Here is a 19,617-nt window from a genome sequence, read left to right on the forward strand (position 1 = left end):
ACACTAATATGACCTGCTCAGTAGCCCATATCAAGTAATTAAGCCTAAGTATTGCAAACAAATATAGATAAATATTGAAGATGGGGGCTTGGGTATCAACTTTACTGGTTAAATAGGCGTTTGCTTATTGGTAAAATTTCAGTTTTATATGATTATAATATATTGCCATGGCGATTTTGCGTAGTTAGGCGCCTAAAGGGCGCCTTCAATGATTAAGCTAAAAAAGGTGGGATTTTATTTTCAAATGTGCTGATCGCAGCTTCGTGCTGTAAAGTCAATCCAATATTATCCAAACCATTTAGTAAACAATGACGTTTAAACGCATCAATTTTAAAAGAATATTGTTTATCATCAGCAATTACAACTTCGTTAACCAGATCGACAGTAAATTCGATACCTTCATTCGCTTCAACAATTTTAAATAATTCATCAACATCTTCTTCCGACAAATTAACTAAAAGTAACTGATTATTAAATGAGTTGTTATAAAAAATATCAGCAAAACTTGAACCAATGATAGTTTTAAAACCATAATCTGCAAGTGCCCATGGCGCATGTTCACGTGAAGAGCCGCAGCCAAAGTTTTCGCGGGCTAATAAAATACTCGCCCCTTCATAACGTGGTTTGTTTAGTACAAAATCAGGATTGGGTTGCAGACCAGCATCATCTAAAAAGCGCCATTCATGAAATGCATGTTTACCAAAGCCTGTACGTGTTACTTTTTGTAAAAACTGTTTAGGGATAATTGCATCCGTATCAACGTTAGCCGCATCTAAAGGAACGACCAATCCGGTATGTTTTGTAAATTTAGCCATGACAAGCCTCCTTAAAATGATTCACGAATATCAGTAAAATGACCAGTAATTGCTGCTGCTGCAGCCATAGCAGGACTTACTAAATGCGTTCTGGCATCACGACCTTGACGACCTTCAAAATTGCGGTTGCTGGTGGATGCACAGCGATCGCCTGGTGCCAACTTATCATCATTCATCGCTAAACACATTGAACAGCCCGGTAAACGCCACTCAAAACCAGCTTCAATGAAGATTTTATCTAAACCCTCAGCTTCGGCTTGTTCTCGAACAGGTCCAGATCCTGGAACGACTAATGCTTGTACACCATCGGCAACTTTACGGCCTTTAGCAATCTGAGCAGCTGCGCGTAAATCTTCAATACGTGAGTTGGTACAAGAACCAATGAAGACTTTATTAATTTTTATGTCAGAGATTTTGGTACCAGCAGTTAGGCCCATATAAGCTAGAGCACGTTCTGCTGAATTTTTTTCGATAGGATCAGTAAAATTATTAGGATTTGGCACTTGAGCATCAATTGAAGTTACTTGACCTGGGTTAGTTCCCCATGTCACTTGAGGTGCAATATCTTTACCTTCTAAAGTCACTATGGTATCAAAATGGGCGCCTTCATCAGTTTTCAATGTTTTCCAGTAAGCTACTGCTTTGTCAAATTCATCACCTTTTGGTGAAAATTGACGACCTTTCAAATACTCAAATGTGACTTCATCGGGAGCTATAATGCCAGCTTTTGCGCCCATTTCAATTGCCATATTACATAAAGTCATACGACCTTCCATGGATAAAGCTTTTATAGCTTCTCCACAAAACTCAACCACATGCCCAGTACCACCAGCACTGGTCGTTTTACCAATAATGGCAAGGATTATATCTTTTGCCGTAATGCCATCAGCAACCTGCCCTTTGACTTCAATTTTCATGGTTTTGGCTCGACCTTGTTTTAGAGTTTGAGTTGCTAACACATGCTCAACTTCTGAAGTACCAATACCAAAAGCTAATGCACCAAACGCTCCATGTGTGGCTGTATGCGAGTCACCACATACAATGGTCATTCCCGGTAAAGTCATTCCTTGTTCAGGTCCGACAACATGGACAATACCGCGTAAAGGGCTTTGTAAACCATATAACGAAACCCCGAATTCTTTGGCATTTTTTTCCAGTTCAGTTAATTGAATTTGTGCCATTTCACTACAAGCGCTAAGATCATTACTTTTAGTTGAAGTGTTATGATCCATTGTTGCAAAGGTTTTATTTGGTTGACGTACTTTACGATTCATGGCTCGTAAACCATCAAAAGCTTGCGGAGAGGTAACTTCATGAACTAAATGGCGATCGATATATAAAATAGGCGTCTCATTTGGCGCTTCGTATACGATATGTGCATCATACAATTTTTGATACAGTGTTTTTGACATTGCTGTTTTCCTTGTTATTTCTTATAACGGGTACTAAAAATTTAGCTAACATACATCATTCTCTAATAGTTAAATAATCATTAAAACCTAAAAGAGATATTAATGACTTATGCATTCTTAATACTCAAATATCCCTTTATTAGATTGACCAAAAACTATTAAATAAGTTTACAAATAACATCACCCATTTCATCGGTTGAAATTGATGGCTGTTTTTGGGCAAGATCAATTGTACGATAGCCTTTTTCTAATGCTTGATTAACGGCTGTTTCGATTGCTGTTGCAATATCATCGCGTTTTAAGCTGTAACGAACTAATAACGCTAATGACAAGATTTGTGCAGCAGGATTAGCAATATTTTTACCAGCAATATCTGGTGCACTACCGCCAGCAGGTTCGTATAAACCAAATCCTTGCTCATTAAGACTCGCAGATGGTAGCATTCCCATTGAACCTGTAATCATTGCGCACTCATCGGACAAAATATCACCAAATAAATTAGAACACAAAATTACATCAAATTGTGAAGGATCTTTTACTAATTGCATGGTGGCATTGTCAATATACATGTGTTCAAGAGCAACATCAGGATAATTTTTTGCAACTTCAGTCACAACTTCACGCCATAAAATTGAGGTTTGAAGTACATTGGCTTTATCAACAGAAGTCACTTTTTTACGACGTAAACGTGCAGCTTCAAAGCCCATTTTAGCGATACGCTCAATTTCAAAACGGTGATACACTTCGGTATCAAAGGCTCTTTCTTGAGCTCCGCTACCTTCACGTCCTTTAGGTAAACCGAAATAGATGCCACCTGTTAATTCACGCATACACAAAATATCAAACCCATGTTTTGCTATATCTGCACGTAATGGACAAAGCTCTTCTAAACCTTGGTATAACCGGGCAGGGCGCATATTAGCAAATAATTTAAAGTGTTTACGTAAGGGTAATAATGCTCCACGTTCTGGTTGTTGATCCGGTGGTAAATTAGTCCATTTAGGTCCACCAACTGAACCAAATAAAATTGCATCAGCTTTTTCACAGCCTTCTAACGTGTCTTTAGGTAATGGGCAGCCATGAATATCAATTGCAGCGCCACCAACATCATATTCACTGGTTGTAATAGATAGATTATATTTCTTTCGGATGACTTCAAGTACTTTATAGGCTTGTTTCATTACTTCTGGACCAATACCGTCGCCGGGTAGTACTGCAATATGGTAAGTTTGTGTCATGTTCTTATTCCTTAACAATTTAATGTATTGACTTACTTTATTACTTGAATAACAAAATAATATTAAACAAGGTGTAATTTTTGTTTTTCTTGTGCGACTTGATTTGCTCGATAAACATTATTTAAAACATTAATTAATGCTAATGCCGATGCGTGAACAATATCGGTAGCCAGTCCTACTCCATGGAAATTTCGTCCTTTGTATTCAGCAACAATATCAACTTGACCTAAAGCATTTTCACCTTGTCCTTTTGAGGCTAATTGATATTTAACAATGGCAATAGGTTGATTAGTGATTCGATTTATTGCTTGATATACAGCATCAACAGGACCATTACCCGTTGCTGCATCGGAAAACTTTTTATCTCCAATTTTTAAGCTGACCGAAGCTGTTGATACAATCGTTGAGCCAGATTGAACATTAAAATAATCCAAAATATAATGCTCTTTTTCATCTTTGAGTTGGTTTATAAAAATAAGCGCTTCAAGGTCGTAGTCAAACACTTGCCCTTTTTTATCGGCAAGTTCTAGAAATGCTTTATAGACTTGATCTAAGTTATAATCTTTATCATGATAGCCTAATTCCTCTAAACGATGTTTCACCGCGGCCCTTCCTGAGCGAGAAGTGAGATTCAATTGAATTTGATTTAATCCAATTGATTCAGGTGTCATGATTTCGTAAGTTTCGCGGTTTTTTAGTATCCCATCTTGATGGATTCCTGATGAGTGTGCAAATGCATTACTACCAATAACCGCCTTATTAGACGGTATTGGTGTATTAGTAATTTGGCTTACAATTTGGCTGGTACGATAAATTTCTTGATGATTGATATTAGTGTGAACGTTTAAAATATTTTGACGAACTTTTATTGCCATAATAACTTCTTCTAAGGCTGTATTGCCTGCTCGTTCTCCCAAACCATTCATCGCGCCTTCAATTTGCCTAGCGCCTTCTTGAATCGCGCTAATCGAGTTAGCCACCGACATGCCCAAGTCATCATGACAATGAACAGAGATAATCGCTTTATCAATGTTCGGGACACGTTCAAATAAGGTACGAATAATGCCACCAAATTGATAAGGGACAGTATAACCGACAGTATCTGGAATATTGATCGTTGTTGCCCCTGCTTGAATTGCTGCTTCAACAATCCGACATAAGTTATCAATTGGGGTACGGCCTGCATCTTCACAAGAAAACTCCACATCATTAGTATAATTACGTGCACGTTTAATACAGTGCACAGCCCTGTTTACGACATCTTCAAATGTCATTTTTAATTTGTCTTGCACATGTAAGGTTGAAGTTGCCATAAAAGTATGAATACGAAATTGATCGGCAACTTTTAACGCTTCTGCTGCAACATCAATATCTTTATCGACACAACGAGATAGGGCACAAACTCGGCTATCTTTAATTGTTTTTGCGATGGTTTGCACCGATTCAAAATCACCAGGAGATGAAATAGGAAAACCAACTTCCATGACATCAACGTGCATTCTTTCTAACGCAAGCGCGATTTGCAATTTTTCTTTAACGCTTAAACTTGCCTGTAATGCTTGTTCTCCATCGCGTAAAGTTGTATCAAAAATAATGACTTGATCGCTCATTGTTTTTTCCTTTTTTTATATTCTAGTGCTATTGCGGTATTTCATGTTAAGAAAACAAAAAAACCCGCACTTTAGCGCGGGTTCTTGTTAATTTGTCGAGTTATTTAATTGATTATCTTTACTCCACACACAAGTCATCCGCGCAAAAAAATGCGAGGAGGTGAGTGAGCAAAAGGTAATTTGTTTTAATCATTAAAACTCTCAAATTGTTTAATTTAAATTGTTCAAAATATTATCAATAGTTTTATCAAATAATAATTTGAATGTCAAGGCTAATATTTATTGATTATTCATTTTAATCTAATGATAATAGAGTAAATATTTTGTATACATTAATAAATATAGGTTATTATAATTAGCGATGTAGCTTATTAATGTGACCATTTCTTTTGGTAATTCCGTAAAGAAATGTCATTAAAGTAACAATTATATTGTAATTGAGCGAAATGCGTGCACAATATTAATCAATTTTTATTGAAAATACATTGAATGCATTCTTTTTAATGTTAGCCAAATCGTAAATTTGACAAGAATATCTAATTAATCTAATTTAAAAATCCTTAATTTACCTTTATTAACAATCATCTAGATGGAGTTATGATATGAATATTGTCGAAATTTCTCAAAACCGTTACACAACAAAACATTACGATAAAAGTAAGAAAATTCCTAAAGAAAAAATAGAACAATTATTAACGGTTTTAAGAAACAGTCCATCATCGGTCAATTCTCAGCCATGGCATTTTTTTGTGATTAATAATGATACGGTTAAAAATAAAATTTTACCGGCTATTGCTGAGTTTAATCAACCTCGAGTTACAGACTCATCACATACTATTGTTTTTTGTATTAAAACGTCATTAGATGAAGCGCATTTGGTCAATTTATTAAATCAAGAAGAAAAAGATGGGCGTATCCCAACCGCAGAATTAAAAGATGCTCAGGATCAAGGTAGACGTTATTTTGTTAACTTAAATAGCTCAACACCTCAGTCTCAGCAATGTTGGGAGGGTAAACAAGCTTATCTTGCTTTAGGACAATTGCTTTTCGCCGCTGCTACTATTGGTATTGATTCCACTGCCGTCGAAGGTTTTGATTGTGAAAAAATGGATGAGATCTTAGATTTAAAAGCAAAAGGATTGAAAAGTTTAGTGATTGCGACACTAGGTTATCGATCTGAAAATGATGGTAATGCACATCGACCTAAATCACGTTTACCAAAAGAACAAATTTTTACTTTTTTGTAAACAGTAAATTTTAGTGATATTTATGATTATCCCATCTAATTATAGGTGGGATAAATTAAAAAACAAAGTTCACAATTTTGATAATAATATTTATATTTCAGTGAGTTATATTAAAAAGGTTGCTGTTGTTTTCGTGTTAATGCCTCATGAAAAAACAACCACTACAAAAATGTAGACAAAATAAATACTCGTTTTTAACTTTAATTAAAACCACCATTTTTTATTATTAATCAAAACCAACATATCGCATAATATTTGCCGCTGTATCATTCAATTTTTCATTAATTTGATGTGTTAATTCTCAATATTTTTACTGATAAGCTCCAAGCCAATATTTTATATCTAATGGAATTAAATAACTGCTTTTTGGATGGTGATATATTAATTAGTCTATTAAAGATCACCTACTGGATAACTATTTTCTTAATTTACATCATAATTCATAAATAACCCTAGACCATACAGATAGAATCATTACAATATATGCCATCAATCACATAGCAATTCGATTCGATTGCTAGTTTTAATTAATTAAACGGATGATGTTTTATGGCACAATATGTTTATACCATGAACCGCGTAGGGAAGATTGTTCCCCCTAAACGCTATATATTAAAAGATATCTCTTTAAGTTTTTTTCCGGGTGCCAAAATTGGAGTGCTAGGTTTAAATGGTGCAGGTAAATCCACTTTATTACGTATCATGGCCGGAGTGGATACCGAGATTGAAGGCGAAGCTCGTCCACAACCTGATATTAAAATTGGTTATTTACCTCAAGAGCCCAAGCTTGATCCTAAGCAAACTGTACGAGAGGCGATTGAACAGGCGGTTGGTGAAGCCAAAAAAGCGCTCGCTCGGTTAGATGAAGTTTATGCAGCCTACGCTGATCCTGATGCAGATTTTGATAAATTAGCCAAAGAACAAGCAGAACTTGAAGCAATTATTCAATCACAAGATGCACATAATTTAGATAACCAATTAGAGCGTGCTGCCGATGCCTTACGTTTACCCGATTGGGATGCGAAAATTGAAAATTTATCCGGTGGGGAGCGTCGTCGCGTTGCTATTTGTCAGTTATTACTTGAAAAACCAGATATGTTATTAATTGATGAACCTACCAACCATCTTGACGCTGAGTCGGTTGCTTGGCTGGAACGTTTTCTGCATGATTATGAAGGAACAGTTGTTGCCGTAACCCATGACCGTTACTTCTTGGATAATGTTGCGGGATGGATTTTAGAGCTTGACCGTGGTGAAGGTATTCCATGGGAAGGCAACTACTCATCTTGGCTTGAACAAAAAGATCAACGCTTAGCACAAGAAGCGGCAACCGAATCTGCACGTCGTAAATCGATTGAAAAAGAGCTTGAATGGGTAAGGCAAAATCCAAAGGGTCGTCAAGCGAAAAGTAAAGCCCGTTTAGCAAGATTTGAAGAGCTAAACAGTAATGATTATCAAAAACGTAACGAAACAAACGAACTTTTTATTCCACCTGGGCAACGTTTAGGTGACAAAGTTATCGAAGTAAGTAATTTAAGTAAATCTTATGGTGATCGCTTACTGATTGATAATCTTTCATTCACCATTCCAAAAGGGGCAATTGTGGGAATCATTGGCCCAAATGGGGCGGGTAAATCAACCCTGTTTAGAATGTTGTCAGGTAAAGAACAACCGGATTCAGGTACTATTAACTTAGGTGATACTGTGCAATTAGCATCGGTTGATCAATTCCGAGATAGCATGGATGATAAAAAGACCGTATGGGATGAAATATCCAACGGACAAGATATTATGCGCATTGGCAATTTCGAAATTCCAAGTCGTGCTTATGTCGGTCGCTTTAATTTTAAAGGCGTTGATCAACAAAAACGCGTTGGTGAACTTTCAGGTGGTGAGCGCGGTCGGGTACATTTAGCCAAATTATTACAAGTTGGTGGTAATGTGTTATTGCTTGATGAACCGACCAATGACCTAGATGTTGAGACATTGCGTGCGCTTGAAAATGCGTTATTAGAGTTTCCTGGTTGCGCCTTAGTGATTTCGCACGACCGCTGGTTCCTTGATCGTATTGCAACTCATATTTTGGATTACCAAGACGAAGGGCATGTTGAGTTTTTTGAAGGAAACTTCACTGAATATGAAGAATGGAAAAAACGTACTTTAGGAGCAGATGCTGTTGAGCCAAAACGCGCGAAGTACAAGCGTATCACTAAATAATTGCTAATACTTTTATTAATAAAGCTTATCCGCCGATAATGATTCGGCGGAAAATCAATAAATAAAAAAATAACGGGACATAACCACTATGTTTTGAACTGTTATCCAAGCAATTATTTACCATATTTTTTAACTAATCTATTTAATAATACTTATTTAATAAACGCTTAAGCTAAATCTTTTGATGCTTTGACAATTTTAGCAAATGTATCCATTAACAAATTAGGTATAGCACTTACACCACGGGATTTTGCGTTATCACAAATAGCAATGGCTAAATCCGGTTTAGAACTTCGATGGATAGCTTTTTGAATAATTTTAGATATAGGCATATCAATATATTGTACGGTATTATACGCCGCTAATTTATAAACATCGCTAAATCCATGTTTAAATAAAAAATTTTCAATATCTCGAGCAGGCAATACGGTTAAATAATCACTTAAATCTTTGCCTTCAGGGCAGAGCGATTTTACGGTATCGGCATATTTTTTACCTGCTATATCACCATCGGTTATTACATACCAATGAATGCCCATTCTATTTGCGTACTTTATCAACGGTTTTAAACCGCATTGGGCAAATTCGATTAACTGTATACCTTCCGAACTTAAATGATAATTACTTTGTTCTGCCAGTTCTCGTAATAACCAAACTTCAGTTTCACCTTCCACCAATAGCCAACAACGAGCAAATATGGCACTGGCACGTCGATAGAAAATATGAAACAAAATGCGACGACTATCATCCGCTCCAAAAGAATATGGCTCAATGTATTTAGCAATAATTTTACTGGGCAGACGAATCAAGCGAAATATACTATCTAATGGAAAAAGTGATACTAAATCACTTGAATTAGAAGTAATAATTTTTTGAGTCGGTAGATGTTTAAGTAATCGAAATCCAACCGATAAAATGATTGGGTGAATTTGGCTTTCTGGCTCTTCTAATATTAAAATTGGTACTGAACTTTCTGATAAGGTGCTATTACCTTTGGCACTAATAATTGAACCAAATACCCCCAACAAAGTTGTACGTAAGTAATCATCATCTAAATCATCTAAAATATTATTGATATGTTCAAGCGAATCCCAGTCTTCACTGCGTGGGCTCGTTTTTTTAGCAACTTGTTTATAGTGATAACGATGCTGCTGATCCACAAAATAATACTCCAAAAGTGCTCGAGCAGCCTGCAAACCACGTTGTAATTCATTTTGACTTAATTGTGAAGAATGTTTTTTTAATTGAGTAGACAGTTTCTCAACAAAATATTGTGACAGTGGTTGATTAGTAATGGGTAAATCATTACTGTTAATTGTATTTTTTAGCGCCATTACTGGGTTTAATTCGATTAATTGAGCAATCAATAATTTAGGATCTTCAATATCAAATGGTTTATCTTTTGCATCAATCAACAAATGCTGACTCATAATATCATCACCTTGTTTATCGGCGCTAATATGGTATGTAATACGACGCAACTTATCTTGTTCTGAATACAAGCTAACAGGGATTAATGAATGATAAGCTTGATTATCTAGCTCATTTAAGGCCGATTCACAATAAGTAATTTTGATGCTTATGCTATCACCATAAACATGATTTTGGTCGTGATAAAAGTCAGTGTCAACAAATTGATAAAACTTATTGTTTAGGGATAATAACGACAGCGCACTAATTAAACTAGAGCGTCCCCAACGGTTTTCGCCGATTAGTACGCTTGAACTTGCGTTAAATTTCAAAGATAACTGGCTTATACCTCGAAATCCTGTAATATCAATTTTCTCAATAAACATAGTATTTCCTTATTGTTACAGTTGATACTTCTTTGTCCGATGACCAATACGTTCTGCTTTTTGTTGTGCACTTGTAATCAATTCATTTTCATCGTGTAAAATTGTTTTAAGTGGCTTATTAAAATAAATTTTCAGAAATCGCCAAATATCCCGATCCGTTAAGCCTATATGATTTGATGAAAAATAAAGTCCAATTAGATCTTTATCGCGCCAACGCGTAGGGACTTTATTACGAGTTTGGGCTCGATGTAAATCAATTACTGATAATTTAATATGCTGATGGTTTTCATATAACGGTAAATCTAGCAAAAAATGACATAAATAGCAGTCACGATGATTAACCCCAGCAGCATGCATTTTAGCGGTCATATTTGCTAAATTAACAATCAATGAACGTTTTAAATGATAATTCGGAGGCTGAGTAGACCATGGTTTAGTAAAATCTTCTAAACTCATGGTAGGGTTAAGATCTTCGGTAATAATAAAAGAGTGACGTGTGAGTGGATTCAAACCTTTTCGTCCAAATGCGCGACCATTCATCGTATCTACACCAGCTTGTTCTAAACGATGAATGGCATCCCATTCTTGTTTAGCATCTAAAACAGGTAAACGTAGCGCAATTAGATTTTTTACAATCTCTTTAATTGTTGTACCACGGTGAATTTTTATAAAATATGATTTACCTTTTAATTGAAAGTTTAAAGTTTTACGTTGTTTGACTGCACGAAAGATTTTACCTGAAATTCGTTCAACCTCAGTAAAGGGATCTTTTTTTTGCCATAACTGCTTAAAGGGTGATTTAAGTTTAATCTCATTCATGATGACATCCTAAAATAATGTCTGCTGCTCGCTGTGCTAGGTGATATAAATCTTCATTATTACTATAGGCAATGGCATTTTTATGCCAACTCAGCCATTGCTCTTTATTATTGATTGACTGAATTAACGCTTGATCTAAATCATTTTGATGATAAGGTTCAGTTAATACAATACCAGCATTAGCCTGGCTAATGTGAAAAGCATAGCCAGAAATACCCGAAACCATTACAGGTACACCTGCTACTAATGCTTCAATCAATACCATACCTGCAGCTTCTTGTCTGGCTGGATGAAGTAAAAGATCGGCTGAAAATAAAAAATCCGCAATATCATCGCGACCTGAAAAGAATCGTACATGTTTTGTAATATTTAATTCTTGAGCCAATTTTTGATAGGGTTCAGGTTTATCTTGTCCAACAACCAAGTAGGTAACTTTCTGTTTTAATTCATTAGGTAAAGCAGCAATGGATTTTAATGAACGATCAACTCCTTTACGTTTAAAGTCTGAACCAATTTGTACTATTACAAAATCATCCTGGCTTATTTGATTCTTTTGTCGAAATTGTTCACGCTTTATTGGGGCATAAACATTGTATTTGCGATTTAGAGCAATTCCTGGTGGTAATAAATAAAAGCGTTCATCTTGAGTATGATAATAATTTTTGAAATCATGAATTTGTTGTTTTGTTAACACCATGATTTTAGTGGTTGAGGTTTGATTAAAAACAGCTTGTTCAAATGTTAAATAGTGTTTATAACGTTTGGATTGTTTATAAAAAAAACCTTTGTGTGCAGATTTTTCGGCAAAACAAGTATCACCAGCAAAATAGACATCTAAGCCGGGCATTTTGTTAAAACCAATAATACAATCGACTGGATTAGACTTAAGATGATCCCTAACCCAATTGTAATAAGCTTGATTTCGGCTATGGTTTGAAAGGCCTTTTTTGGCAACCAATATAACTTCAAATTCGTCAGGTATATCGCCTTTCCACTCCATTACATAAACACGAATTTTATGACCTCGATCATGACAGGCTTTAGCAATTTGCAAAAAATCACGTTGCAAACCGCCATAGGGAAAATATTTATAGATACAAAAAGCTAATTGCATGCAAATTGCCTCGAGTAATAAAGGGATATTATATACTTAGTATTGATTGTTGCGCAAAGTTTGATTTTAAGAGTCAAGTTTATTATGACGGTTAATACAAATGAGTTTTTACGTATAAAATCATTTGAATCGTAACCAACTTATTGACCCCTTTAAATTAGTTGAATAATTTTTCCTTTGAAAAAGGCTTTATCAGATATTTTAATATTCAATTATTGACATCATAGTCTCAATTTCTCTATTTTTTATTCATACCAACCAATTTAAAAGAGGAATTCTAACTGCCGAAGCATTGTTTGACCACACTACGCAATAATTGCAAATGGGCAGCAAGTTCACTCAAGCCCATTGTTTTACCATCTACAGTTTGCTGATAATCCGTTGAAAAATATTTTACAATTCATTCATTAATATCAAGATAGGATGATTAGTAAATCATTTTATGCATGATTTACTATTTGAATGCTATCCATTAAATCATCCTATGATTTAAAACAATAATTATCACCGATGGCGCTACCTTGCACGCCAAATTGACGTAAATTATGATCGACGGCATTCATCGATTGCCAATGGTTTTCACACCAATCAGGGGCAAGTAAAGTTGGCTTTCTGGCATTGGCTGAAATTCGATGATATAAAATATTCGCTGGAGTTTGCCTGATAATATCACCAGCAATATCTACATATTCTTCTAATGACAACACATCAAGACGTCCAGCGCGCCATGCCTTGGCCATAATACTACCATCAACAATATGCAACGGGTGCAGTTTTAAGCCATCCACACCACAATTTAATACTTGTTCTAACGTAAATAAATTATCTTGTTTGGTTTCCTTCGGTAGACCAATAATTAAATGTGTACAAACTTTAATCCCCAGTTGGCGAGCTTTTTGTACTGTTTGGTAATAATCGTCATAGGTATGCCCACGATTAATATGGTGTAATGTTTGATCATTAGCGGTTTGCAAACCCAGTTCTAACCAAACTTCGTATCCTTGATCTTGATAATGAGCAAGTAAGTTTAATGCTTCTTTAGGTACACAATCTGGACGTGTACCAACACAAAGACCGACAATATCAGCACTATTGAGTGCTTCTTGATACATATTTTTAAGAATTTCAACCTCAGCATAAGTACTGGTATAAGCTTGAAAGTAGGCAAGGTAGCGCTTCGATTTTTTCATTTGATGCGCTTGTGTGGCAAGCTGCTGCGAAATTGATTTGACTTGGATAGATTCATCGATAATTGACGCCACATTACAAAAAGTGCAACCACCAACACCAAGAGTACCATCACGATTTGGGCAACTAAATCCACCATGTAACGTCAATTTATAGATTTTTTCTCCATAACGGCGCTGCAAATCGGATCCAAACGTATTAATCACTAAATGTAATTGCATAACAAACCAAAACAAAAATTTTGTTTATTGTACGAAGATAACTAATGAACATCAAGAACTGACAAAACATTACTTTCACTACTGCTTCTGTTTTAGTAAAAGTACTAAAGCATTAATTATTAATTATTATTATGTATCTTATTAACATATTGTTATTAAATAATTTTATTTCTAAATTGATTAGGTGAATTTTCGATGTCTTTATACTGAAACATAGGTATAATCTGAAACTTTTTGAAAAAGATGAATGAATTTTACTCAAAAGAAAACTCCGTGTATGTATTGGAAACATTTTCTTAGTTTCTATTTCCGTTTTGAACTGCAATGGTTTATTCCGGTACATAAAGAGATTATGGTTATAACTATCTGTTTTATAATTAAATATTAACATTAACCTTTATTAACTTTCTAGTGCATTTTTTTATTGAATTTGTTTTGATTAGTATTTTTATAACTAGCTAATAAATGCTATAAAGCTGAGATTTGAGTATGTTCGATAACGATAATTGGTTTGATTATTATTCATAATTATAATCAGTTTAATTTTGTTTCAAAATGATAATTATTATTATTTGATATTGATAATTATGATCATTAGCAATAAGATATCACCACATTATTACCAAAAGGTCAGAGGTGTGCTATGCCTTGGGGTTTACGGAAGACCGTTGCCGTTCTATTTTTATTATTGTTTTCTTTATCATTTTGTTATGCCGATATTACTTTACCGACACCACAAACTAAAGATGGAATGAGCCTGTTTGAAAGTCTTAAAAAACGCGCATCTACCCCAGGCGGTGGATTTCCTTCAGAGCAAGTTACAGTTGATGAATTATCTACAGTACTTTGGGCTGCTAGCGGATTAAACCGTGGTAAGTCAGGTTGGACAGTACCGATGGCAAAAGGCAAAGCTCCTTATGTGCGCATTTATGTTGCAAGTGAAAAGGGCACTTTTTTATATGAATGGGAAGGTCATTACCTGCACGAAATCAATAATCAAGATATCCGTGGTGATATTGGTCAGCAAAGTTTTACTAAACGTGCAGCTTATTCGTTGATCTTTGTGTTAGATGCAGGTGCATTAACTGATATTACACCAGAGGAAATCACTAACTTTAGTTATACCGCAGTTGGTGCTATGAGCCAAAATGTGTATTTAGCAGCGGCGGCTTTAAAATTAAGTGCTCGTTATATTCATTCCATTAAATCAGAAGCAATAAGCCAAGCATTACAATTGCCAAAGGATGATGTACCGTTAAGTATGATTTTGTTAGGTAAGTAAAAAGGTAAAGGACGTTATGAAAAAGTTTTTTACGCTAGCTTTACTGCTTATTGCTAGCTTGGTTGCTTTTGTACCCTCATCTTATGCCAAAGAAAAACAATACAAAAGCTGGAACGAAATTATTGATGAAATGGATGTAATCTTAAATGATGCCTATGATATCTATTTCATAAAAGACGTCGAACGAGCTAAGGCTCGAGTTAATAATGCCTATTTTGGTTTTTATGAAAAGCATGGCGTTGAACGAGCGGTAATGTCTTATATTTCAGGAAAGCGTGGAACAGATACTGAATATCAATTTGCTAAAATTAAGCGATTAATGACCAACGGCGCACCGAATAAAACAGTTCGTGCTGAAATCGATGTAATTTTAAAAATGTTACATGAAGATGCAAACGAATTAGATGGTAAAAAAGAGAGTGGTTTGAGTGTCTTTCTTGCTTCTTTCATCATTATCTTCCGTGAAGGTTTAGAAGCCATATTGGTGATTGCAGCCATTTCTGCCTATTTAGTGCGTACTAATAATAAACCAATGTTGAAGGTGGTGTATGTTAGCTCATTAGTAGCCATTTTTGCTAGCATTCTTGCAGCAATTGCCTTGCATACTGTTGTTGGTTTAAGCGGTGCTAACCAAGAAATTATGGAAGGTGGTGCCATGTTATTAGCTACTGTTGTCCTGTTATTTATCAGTAACTGGATGGTTTCAAAATCTGAAGCGGAAGCTTGGAAAAGCTATGTAGAAGGTAAAGTCCAAACAGCGGTGACGACTGGCAGTAGTTTTGCCTTAGGATTTGCTGCATTTTTAGCCGTATTTAGGGAAGGTGCTGAAACCATTATCTTTTATCAAGCCATGTTAGCGGATGCCAAAGAACATATGGATATGGTGTGGTATGGTCTGTGTGTAGGAACAATCATTTTATCAATTATCTTTATTGTCATTCGCTTTGGAGCAGTGAGATTACCACTTAAACCATTTTTTATTTGCACAAGCATGCTAATGTATGTGATGGCGGTAGCTTTTGCTGGCGGTGGTGTAAAAGAGTTACAGGAAGCTGATATTATCCCTGTTACACCCGTTGATTTTGTACATTCGGTAGAAATTTTAGGTATCTATCCAACTGTCGAGACATTGATACCACAGGTAATTATGGTACTTATTGTGGTACTGTCAGTGATGTACTACAAAAAAAGTAAAAATAATCAGAAAGAGCAATAGATAAAAATTTTTCTTGTTAAGGTTTAACGATTAAATCACAAAGGTGGAAAAGTAACAGACTATTTTAGTAACCTTGTTTTGACAAAACAAAGAATGTACTGAAAGTGATAGTGCTGTTATCAAAGAGTAATAACAGATAGTTAATCAAAAGTAGCTAAAACTGATCAATAAGATTGTTAAACTACTATTTAAATTGTAAAGGAGTCTCCAATGAAAAAATTATTTATAGCCGTGGGTATTTCATCAATATGTGCATTATCTTCATTTGCTCATGCTGCGGCACCTGCACCAGGTGAACAAAAAGGTTTTGAAGAATTTCCAATCGGTGACGAAGTGACAGTTGGTCCATTACATATTGGTGCAGTATATTTCCAACCTGTTGATATGGAGCCAGCTGGTATTGGTGGTTTACCAGCATCAAAGGCTGACATGCATATTGAAGCTGATATTTCAGCAGCAGAAGGCAATAAATTAGGTTATGGAGTGGGCAGTTTTGTTCCTTATTTAACCGTAAAATATAAAATCCAAAAAGAAGGCAGTAATAAAGCCATTGAAGGTAACTTTATGCCTATGAGTGCATCAGATGGTCCACATTATGGTAATAACATTAAACTTGAAGGTGCAGGTAAATATAAAGTGACCTTTATTATTGAAAATCCAGAAAAACAAGGTTATTTATTGCATGTAGACAAAGAGACTGGTGTTGAAGGACGTTTCTGGAGTAAACCAATTGAAGTTTCTTGGGATTTTGATTATCTCCCTCGCGCATGGTAATGTGTTATAAAAAAGCAGTATAATGTTTTTTAAATTAGGATGATTTAAGGCGAGCATTAAGTTCGCCGATCTATATTATAAAAACCAGGCAATGATTATGCTTCAATATCTTATCAAAGTTACCGACAATACGTTTATTCCTGTAATTATGATTGCACTTCTCAGTGCAATAATAGCCAAATCAAACACCTTCCATCAAAAAAAAATTATTTCTGTTGGTTTCATATTAGGATTTATTGCAGCATTAATTTATGCCATTTTAAAACGTAACACTGGATTTGCAGTCCGTGAATTTTATGATCTTGGTATAATTATACCTTGGGTCATTATTGCCTTACCTTTATTAGTTTGCATTTGGATGCAAAATTTTTGTTATAAAACCTTGACTAAGGTTTTATTGATAATGTTATATGTGCTGGCTTGTGGATTAATTACGGCACAATACCTACCGAATTTAATGCTTTATCCATTTGAATTTTCTGTCGGAATGGAATCTATTTTTAATAATGAATATTTGTTCAAATGGGTCGGATATGGTTTTGCTTTACTGATTTGTGTATTAATTGGTTTATTTACTTATCGACTGTGTGGCAGGTTATCTAATCGGATAGTTACAATAGTCACAATGCTTTTAATGATTATTTTTACCATTCAAAATGGTATTAATATTATGCAAATTTTAATTGTTAGACGATTTATTGCTTCACAAAAATGGATGATGGAATGGGTGATGTTTATTTTAAGTCATGTCAATTTTTTCACGTTTATTTTTATGTCAATCTTATCGCTGTTAACGATTATTCTCTACTTTAAATCAAAAACAACCTCGTTAGTGGGTAGCAATCCAGCACAAATTCGCAAACTTAAATCGCAATTACTTCGGGATAGAAGAACCTCATTATTGCTGATGGCTGGCGTTGCTATGACAGCTTATACAGTGACACGAGCGCGTTATATTTTTGAAAAAGGGGTAGAGCTGACACCTGCCGAACCAATTGTAGCCAATGCGGACAATTTAATTGTTATTCCTCTTGATCACATCAATGATGGTAATTTGCATCGTTATGGTTACCAAGCAAACGATGGTACTTTGGTTCGCTTTATTGTGATTAAAAAAAGCGAAAATGCCTATGGTGTTGGCTTTGATGCTTGTGATATTTGTGGCGCAAGTGGTTACTACCAACGTGGTAATCAAGTCGTTTGCATTTTGTGTGATGTCGTAATGAACATTGCTACTATTGGTTTTGCTGGAGGTTGTAACCCAGTACCACTTAAATATGAAATTATTGACGGCAATATGGTGATTCGTCCTGCGCATCTTGAAGCCGAAAAAGGTCGTTTTAAATAAAGAGTATCCAAGGAATAGAGTATGTTTCGTAGAATGTTACTAAGCGTGTTAGTACGCCAAAAAAAGAAGCTCTTTTTAATTGCGCTTACTGTTGCTTTGGGTGTTTCTTTAGCCACTGCCATGTTAAATGTAATGTTTGATGTTGGTGACAAAGTCAATCAAGAATTAAAAGCGTATGGTGCCAACCTAAATATTGTACCTAAAAGTACCGCATTAGTAAGCGAAATGTACAAGTTGGATAATAATGATCATCAACAAACGATACAATACATCAAACAAGAAGATTTAGTTAAAATTAAGATGATTTTCTGGGCATATAATATTGTCGATTTTGCTCCTTATCTTAATGTTCAAGCAATGTTAAATAATAAACCCATTACACTTGTCGGAACTTGGTTTAATCAACACCTTAAAATACCAACTGGCGATGAGGTCGATACTGGTATGTTAGCCATGAAATCATGGTGGACAATTGAAGGCGATAAGATGACTGATGATAACCTGCAAGGTGTAATGGTTGGTGAGTCGGTGGCTAAACAGTGGAGTTTAAAATTAGGTGACCGTATCGAGATTACTTCTGCATTAACTAAACAAAAAATAACTTTAACCGTACACAATATTTTTCATAGTGGTGGTGTTGAAGATTCACAATTATATGTTCCACTCCCTATCGCACAGCAGTTAGCTGATAAAAATGGACTGGTTGAACGAGTTGATGTGAGTGCATTAACCACTCCTGAAAACGAATTAGCCCGTAAAGCAGCGCAAGATCCTAATAGCTTATCCCGCACCGAATGGGATACCTGGTATTGTACTGCTTATATAAGTTCAATTGCTTATCAACTAGAAGAGCTAATGCCAGATGTTCGCGTTAAAGCCATTATGCAAGTGGCTGATTCAGAAGGTTCTATTTTACAAAAAACTCAGTTATTAATGCTATTGTTAACTGTTTTATCATTGATGTGTTCTGCCTTAGCTATATCAAATTTAGTAACGGCAAATGTGATTGAGCGCAGTACCGAAATTGGCTTACTCAAAGCGCTCGGCGCGACTAATGGGGCAGTTGCCATGCTCATTTTAATTGAAATTTTAATTATTGCCTTAATTGGTGGTATTTTTGGTTACTTTATTGGTCTTGGCTTTGCGCAAATTATTGGTCATACCGTATTCGGTTCGTTTGTCGAACCTAAAATGATTATTGTTCCTTTAGTATTAATAATGGTGGCCCTAATTACTTTTTTAGGTAGTTTACCTGCATTGCGTATTATGATGTTTTTACGCCCTACTGAAGTACTGCATGGACGATAAGGGCAAAGGTAG

General features: G+C 35.3%; 15 protein-coding genes. 7 read left to right on the forward strand and 8 right to left on the reverse strand.

Annotated elements, in window-relative coordinates:
• Window positions 1-212: 212 nt before the first annotated feature.
• The 4 genes from leuD to leuA form a co-directional block, all read right to left on the reverse strand.
• On the reverse strand, window positions 213-815 hold the full coding sequence (gene leuD, locus J4T76_RS07640; protein ID WP_267339837.1) for a 3-isopropylmalate dehydratase small subunit: 603 nt from the start codon (window positions 813-815) through the stop codon (window positions 213-215).
• 11 nt (window positions 816-826) lie between these two features.
• On the reverse strand, window positions 827-2,227 hold the full coding sequence (gene leuC, locus J4T76_RS07645; protein ID WP_267339836.1) for a 3-isopropylmalate dehydratase large subunit: 1,401 nt from the start codon (window positions 2,225-2,227) through the stop codon (window positions 827-829).
• 158 nt (window positions 2,228-2,385) lie between these two features.
• A complete protein-coding gene (leuB, locus tag J4T76_RS07650) occupies window positions 2,386-3,465 on the reverse strand; it encodes a 3-isopropylmalate dehydrogenase (protein WP_267345327.1) in 1,080 nt (359 codons plus the stop codon).
• A gap of 62 nt (window positions 3,466-3,527) precedes the next feature.
• Window positions 3,528-5,075: a 2-isopropylmalate synthase gene (gene leuA / locus J4T76_RS07655; RefSeq protein WP_267339834.1), complete on the reverse strand. Its 1,548-nt coding sequence runs from the start codon at window positions 5,073-5,075 to the stop codon at window positions 3,528-3,530.
• Window positions 5,076-5,677: 602 nt separating this feature from the next.
• Between leuA and nfsB the strand changes: the two genes are divergently transcribed.
• Both nfsB and ettA read left to right on the forward strand, forming a co-directional pair.
• Window positions 5,678-6,322 (forward strand): oxygen-insensitive NAD(P)H nitroreductase, encoded by a 645-nt coding sequence (nfsB, locus tag J4T76_RS07660; RefSeq protein ID WP_267339833.1) that lies wholly within the window; start codon window positions 5,678-5,680, stop codon window positions 6,320-6,322.
• A gap of 549 nt (window positions 6,323-6,871) precedes the next feature.
• Window positions 6,872-8,539, forward strand: coding sequence for an energy-dependent translational throttle protein EttA (gene ettA / locus J4T76_RS07665; protein ID WP_267345326.1), 1,668 nt, complete (start codon window positions 6,872-6,874; stop codon window positions 8,537-8,539).
• A 167-nt stretch (window positions 8,540-8,706) separates the two neighbouring features.
• Here the strand turns inward: ettA and J4T76_RS07670 are convergent, their stop codons facing one another.
• The 4 genes from J4T76_RS07670 to J4T76_RS07685 form a co-directional block, all read right to left on the reverse strand.
• Complete coding sequence (locus J4T76_RS07670; RefSeq protein WP_267355576.1) at window positions 8,707-10,335, reverse strand: DUF2813 domain-containing protein; 1,629 nt, start codon at window positions 10,333-10,335, stop codon at window positions 8,707-8,709.
• Between the two features lie 15 nt (window positions 10,336-10,350).
• Window positions 10,351-11,154, reverse strand: a complete 804-nt coding sequence (rfaP, locus tag J4T76_RS07675) for a lipopolysaccharide core heptose(I) kinase RfaP (protein WP_267339828.1) — start codon at window positions 11,152-11,154, stop codon at window positions 10,351-10,353.
• On the reverse strand, window positions 11,147-12,268 hold the full coding sequence (locus J4T76_RS07680; RefSeq protein WP_267345322.1) for a glycosyltransferase family 4 protein: 1,122 nt from the start codon (window positions 12,266-12,268) through the stop codon (window positions 11,147-11,149). The genes rfaP and J4T76_RS07680 overlap by 8 nt, the downstream gene beginning before the upstream one ends.
• Before the next feature lie 482 nt (window positions 12,269-12,750).
• A complete protein-coding gene (locus J4T76_RS07685) occupies window positions 12,751-13,677 on the reverse strand; it encodes a TIGR01212 family radical SAM protein (RefSeq protein ID WP_267339825.1) in 927 nt (308 codons plus the stop codon).
• Between the two features lie 643 nt (window positions 13,678-14,320).
• On the opposite strand from J4T76_RS07685, the gene J4T76_RS07690 reads away from it, so the two are divergent.
• The 5 genes from J4T76_RS07690 to J4T76_RS07710 all read left to right on the forward strand — a co-directional run bounded on the left by J4T76_RS07690 (window position 14,321) and on the right by J4T76_RS07710 (window position 19,605).
• On the forward strand, window positions 14,321-14,959 hold the full coding sequence (locus tag J4T76_RS07690; protein ID WP_267339824.1) for a nitroreductase family protein: 639 nt from the start codon (window positions 14,321-14,323) through the stop codon (window positions 14,957-14,959).
• Window positions 14,960-14,975: 16 nt separating this feature from the next.
• A complete protein-coding gene (locus tag J4T76_RS07695) occupies window positions 14,976-16,175 on the forward strand; it encodes an FTR1 family iron permease (RefSeq protein WP_267345321.1) in 1,200 nt (399 codons plus the stop codon).
• A 210-nt stretch (window positions 16,176-16,385) separates the two neighbouring features.
• Entirely contained in the window at window positions 16,386-16,949 is a 564-nt protein-coding gene (locus tag J4T76_RS07700; RefSeq protein WP_267339821.1) for an iron transporter, read from the forward strand.
• Between the two features lie 97 nt (window positions 16,950-17,046).
• A complete protein-coding gene (locus tag J4T76_RS07705) occupies window positions 17,047-18,297 on the forward strand; it encodes a Fe-S-containing protein (RefSeq protein ID WP_267345319.1) in 1,251 nt (416 codons plus the stop codon).
• 21 nt (window positions 18,298-18,318) lie between these two features.
• Window positions 18,319-19,605, forward strand: coding sequence for an ABC transporter permease (locus J4T76_RS07710; protein WP_267339817.1), 1,287 nt, complete (start codon window positions 18,319-18,321; stop codon window positions 19,603-19,605).
• Window positions 19,606-19,617 lie beyond the last annotated feature (12 nt).

The organism is Gilliamella sp. B3022, from assembly GCF_028751545.1.
Taxonomy (GTDB): Bacteria; Pseudomonadota; Gammaproteobacteria; order Enterobacterales; family Orbaceae; genus Gilliamella.